Raw genomic sequence first — 4,159 nt, 5'->3', positions numbered from 1 at the left:
AAGAAACCGTCCGGATAATGATAATCGTATTGACTGTGATAAGGATGGAGTTATATTTATTACCTCTCAAGGTGAGCGAAAAACATACTGGGATAATTATCAGGCCATAAGAGCATTTAAATACACAATGGCATTTATCCCCAAAGATCGAAAAGGGATGTATCTTCTTGTTCCGATCGAGAATCTCCCAAATGTCACAACTTTTCTCGAAGAGAATGGAATAAGTATTGATGTGATTCGATAGTGTTTTATATAGGAAAAGGGACTATAGAAAAACAATGAAGAGAAAAATAACGATAGTCTTTGCAATTGCAATTATTCCAATAATACTTTTGTCGATAATCCTGTACTTGTCACAGTTTCATTTTGATTTTTCACAGGATTATAGAAGTATAGATGGGTATGAGAATATAGTTTTTAAGGATTCCAAGAGTGATCAGTGTTTCCGTTTATGTGCATGGGGGTTAATAAGAGCAGAGAGCTATCCTGAATTTCAGGATCATCGTGAAACAATCGGTATACCATATGATGAATACCGGTCATTAATTGAGCATGCTGACGGAGGGTATATTTGGCAAGCAGTCTCCTCTCCTGACGGAAGATACATTTTGTATGTTGAGAAAGTGTGCATCTCGGGAATAACAGATGATGAGGATGTGTATTACAAGGTGTATTCGCCGGATGACGGCACGACTACAACCATCTATTCCGGATACCGGCAATACCTGCTGGTTGATTGGAAATAACTGTCAGATGTCGGTAAAATCTAGAATTAAATAGTCATTTATACAGATATAGGATTTTGACACTGAAGCAGTATCTCAGTAAGAAGATTGACTGCTTTGCGCTCTGTAAGATTGTCATCCAAAACCCATTTTATAATAAAAGCAGCAACACCGGCGGATAAGAATTCATAATAGAGTCTTACTTCTTCCGAATCCTGTATGTCATAAAACGAGAGTGCGTTTGTAAGGAACTGTCCGAAAATAAGATCCGTCAACTGCCTTAAAAATATACCTTCGTCAGATTTGAGCATAACATAGATAAGGTTCTTTACTCTGTTAATACCATCGATGACTTTTTTCGCATACTTTTTCATGATATCCCGATCAAGTTGCGATGAATTCGGAATAATGGGGTCCAGCGAATTCCTGATCTCTTCTGTTGCTTGCGCCACCATCTGATCATAGAGATCCTCTTTGTATCCGTAATGCTGGTAGAACGCATTGCGGCTTATGCCTGCCTTGTCACAGATCTCCTTTACGGTAACAGCCTTCAGCTCATTCTGCTCCAATAACTCAAGCAGAGCATTTTGGAGCTTTTCCTGTGTTTTCATAATTCTCAGATCAGTAAAGTTCATCAGTGGGCACTCCCGAACAATTATGTTACACCTGTCATTTATTAAAGCATTATAAGCGCGATTGTAAATTGAATGTCGCAAGTGACAAATGTAACATTATGGTATCAAAGACAATGTTCAAGCACAACATCAACTAAAACGGAGGTATTCACTATGACATTCGAAGAAAAGATCAAAGCGCTTAACGATCTGGCTATTGCCTGGTATTCCACATCTCAGGCTGATACGATCCACGAAGCTATTTTCCGTGGTCAGGGATATGGTAAATTTGCTGATCGCTGCAAGGAAGAAGCTGAAGAAGAACTCGAGGAAGCCAAGAAATGCACAGAAAGGATCGTTGCACTCGGCGGTAAGCCTGAGTACGGATTCATACCGCAGGAGATTCATAATGATCCTAAGGAACTTCTTGAGCGCTGGCACAAAGAGTTTACTGAGGGCGGTACGGAATCAATGAATCAGCTGGCATGCAGTCTGGCTGACGATGCTGTTACAAGAAAACTGATAGAAGAGTTTGTTGCAGGAGAAGAAGAACATGCTGCTTGGGTTGCTAAACACCTTTCGATCATTGAGAAACTCGGCTATGACAACTATCTTCTCGAGATGATGGATATTTAAGGAGTTGTATGATGGAACCTATCGGAGACGGAAAATACAAATGTGCAAAATGCGGTTATGTCTATGACACCGAGAAGGGGGATCCAAAGCATGGCATAGAGCCGGGTACAAAGTTTGAAGATCTTCCGGATGACTGGAACTGCCCCCGCTGCCGTAAGGGTAAGGAACAGTTCAAGCCGGTTTGACAAAACACAGGAGGAAATCACCATGAACGAGAAAGAGATGATATTAGATACTATGCGCAAGGCTGGCGAGCCGCTTAATGCAGGTAAAGTCGCCGAACTTACTGGCCTCGACAGAAAAGTTGTTGATAAGGCATTTGCAGAAATGAAAAAGGATGGATCCATAGTATCCCCTGTCAGGTGCAAATGGGAACCTGCCGAGAAATAATGAATACATGATTATGGCTGGCGTTACTAGACGTCAGCCATAATTGAAGTTGGAGGAAAAACTATGTTGGAAATCGGAACAAAAGCGCCCGACTTTTCCCTTCCGGACCAGAACGGAGAAGTTAGAAGCTTAAGTGATTACCGTGGACAGAAGGTTGTTCTTTACTTCTATCCCAAGGATATGACTAGCGGATGCACGAAGCAGGCATGCTCATTTGGTGAACTGTATCCCCAGTTTCGTGAGAAAGGTGCTGTCGTACTCGGTGTAAGCAAGGACAGTGTGGAGTCGCATAAGAGATTTGAGGAAGAACACGGACTCCCTTTTACATTACTTTCAGACACCGAACTTAATGTAATCCAGTCATATGATGTTCTTAAGATAGGGAAAGACGGCAAACCTACAAAAAGTCTAATTCGAACAACCTATCTGATCGATGAGAGTGGCACTATCATCAAAGTCTTTGGTAATGTTAAGGCATCAGAAAACGCAGCACAGATGCTGTCGACAATTGAGTAATAAAGAAACAGGAGAAGTTCATGGATATAAAAGCAGTTAAGTTTAGAAAGCACGGTTTCTATTCCCAGCCCTTCGCATTTGGCGGAGAAGAAGGAGCTGAGAAGTTCGATAAGAATATAAGATACAGAGGAAGCCTTCAGAATTACCTTATAGACACAGGAACTGAAGTCATTCTCGTTGATACAGGTCTTCCTGCAGGAACTCCTGAAGAGAATCCTGATGAGACCTCCGCAGCTTATACAGGCAAAGATATCTGCAGTTATATGGAAGCCTTTGCCGCTTTAGGCTATAAGCCTGAGCAGGTAACTAAGATCCTTCTTACCCATAAGCATAACGATCACTCAGGTGAACTTAAGTCCTTCCCCAATGCAAAGATCTATGTAAATGAAGAAGAGTTATCTGCTGCTGAGCTTCAGGGACTTGATAACATTGTCCCCGTTAAGTTTACCGACGGTGTATACCATAACTTCCCTGAGAGCCAGAAGATAATCGATGGAGTATATCTCATCAAGGCTAAAGGCCATACGAACGGCAACAGCATCATCATTGTCGAGAACGATGGTCTCTTCTACATGATCCACGGAGATATCACATACGTTGATGAGGCTCTTTATGAGAATAAGCTCTCCGTAGTGTTTGAGGACCTTTCAGAAGCACGTGTAACTTTAGACAGAGTAAGAGAGTTCATAAGAAACAATCCTACTGTCTACATGGGAACACATACACCTCAGGGATACGAGAATCTTGAAGCAAAGAGAGTCATGGATCTTGATAACACAGTTGAGACTATCTTCGAGGAGTTTGATTTCGAGAAGAAGGAAGCGACAGGAAAGTACATCTGCTCTATCTGCGGATATGTTTACGATCCTGCCGAGCATGACGGAGTAGCATTCGAGGACCTTCCTGAAGACTGGAAATGTCCGAGATGTAAACAGCCCAAAGAGAAGTTTAATCCGGCATGAGCTTTGTCGGTTATTTTATGAATTATATTGACAAAGAATCATGGTCTCGGAGTGCCATTTCGAGACCATTTTAATGCCTATTGATTTCGAGTGATAGAATTATCTTTGCAAATACGAGGAAACGGACAATAAGAAGTGGATAAAAAAGCTCTAATCAAGTATTTATGTGCTCTGTTCTTGTTTGGCTTGAACGGCATAGTAGCAAGCCGTATCAGCATGAACAGTTACGAGATCGTCTTTCTTCGCACAATGATCGGAAGTATCCTTCTAATACTTCTTTTCCTGATAGGTAAAGGCAAATTCCATATTCGTGAGA

General features: G+C 41.5%; 8 protein-coding genes and 1 pseudogene. 8 read left to right on the top strand and 1 reads right to left on the bottom strand.

Annotated elements, in window-relative coordinates; genetic code table 11:
* On the top strand, window positions 1–244 hold a 244-nt coding region (locus tag AC52RT_RS12490), incomplete at its 5' end, for a hypothetical protein (protein ID WP_495541048.1).
* A gap of 106 nt (window positions 245–350) precedes the next feature.
* Complete coding sequence (locus AC52RT_RS12485) at window positions 351–746, top strand: hypothetical protein (protein ID WP_495541047.1); 396 nt, start codon at window positions 351–353, stop codon at window positions 744–746.
* Window positions 747–784: 38 nt separating this feature from the next.
* On the opposite strand, the gene AC52RT_RS12480 is transcribed toward AC52RT_RS12485, so the two are convergent.
* The gene (locus AC52RT_RS12480; RefSeq protein WP_495541046.1) at window positions 785–1,360 is read right to left on the bottom strand and encodes a TetR/AcrR family transcriptional regulator; all 576 of its coding nucleotides are present in this window, start codon (window positions 1,358–1,360) and stop codon (window positions 785–787) included.
* A 153-nt stretch (window positions 1,361–1,513) separates the two neighbouring features.
* Here AC52RT_RS12480 and AC52RT_RS12475 point away from each other — a divergent pair, with 153 nt between their 5' ends.
* The 6 genes and pseudogenes from AC52RT_RS12475 (at window position 1,514) to AC52RT_RS12450 (ending at window position 3,843) form a co-directional block, all read left to right on the top strand.
* Window positions 1,514–1,975 (top strand): ferritin-like domain-containing protein, encoded by a 462-nt coding sequence (locus tag AC52RT_RS12475; protein ID WP_495541045.1) that lies wholly within the window; start codon window positions 1,514–1,516, stop codon window positions 1,973–1,975.
* An 11-nt stretch (window positions 1,976–1,986) separates the two neighbouring features.
* Window positions 1,987–2,160, top strand: a complete 174-nt coding sequence (locus AC52RT_RS12470; RefSeq protein WP_495541044.1) for a rubredoxin — start codon at window positions 1,987–1,989, stop codon at window positions 2,158–2,160.
* Between the two features lie 22 nt (window positions 2,161–2,182).
* Window positions 2,183–2,365 (top strand): transcriptional regulator, encoded by a 183-nt coding sequence (locus tag AC52RT_RS12465; RefSeq protein WP_495541043.1) that lies wholly within the window; start codon window positions 2,183–2,185, stop codon window positions 2,363–2,365.
* Window positions 2,366–2,428: 63 nt separating this feature from the next.
* A complete protein-coding gene (locus AC52RT_RS12460) occupies window positions 2,429–2,881 on the top strand; it encodes a peroxiredoxin (RefSeq protein ID WP_495541042.1) in 453 nt (150 codons plus the stop codon).
* 20 nt (window positions 2,882–2,901) lie between these two features.
* Window positions 2,902–3,570, top strand: a pseudogene (locus AC52RT_RS12455) (MBL fold metallo-hydrolase); the annotation flags it as partial.
* Between the two features lie 147 nt (window positions 3,571–3,717).
* On the top strand, window positions 3,718–3,843 hold the full coding sequence (locus AC52RT_RS12450) for a rubredoxin (RefSeq protein ID WP_495541049.1): 126 nt from the start codon (window positions 3,718–3,720) through the stop codon (window positions 3,841–3,843).
* The last annotated feature ends 316 nt before the right edge of the window (window positions 3,844–4,159 follow it).

It is taken from the genome of Peribacillus sp. (assembly GCF_059453735.1).
Note: the sequence above shows the minus strand (reverse complement) of the source record. Positions and strands in the feature narration are given on the sequence as shown.

Excerpts from the sequence above, each read along its gene's own strand:
- AC52RT_RS12460 (WP_495541042.1), top strand. The coding sequence starts at position 2,429 with ATGTTGGAAATCGGAACAAAAGCGCCCGACTTTTCCCTTCCGGACCAG.
- AC52RT_RS12465 (WP_495541043.1), top strand. The coding sequence starts at position 2,183 with ATGAACGAGAAAGAGATGATATTAGATACTATGCGCAAGGCTGGCGAG.
- AC52RT_RS12480 (WP_495541046.1), bottom strand. The coding sequence starts at position 1,360 with ATGAACTTTACTGATCTGAGAATTATGAAAACACAGGAAAAGCTCCAA.
- AC52RT_RS12470 (WP_495541044.1), top strand. The coding sequence starts at position 1,987 with ATGGAACCTATCGGAGACGGAAAATACAAATGTGCAAAATGCGGTTAT.
- AC52RT_RS12475 (WP_495541045.1), top strand. The coding sequence starts at position 1,514 with ATGACATTCGAAGAAAAGATCAAAGCGCTTAACGATCTGGCTATTGCC.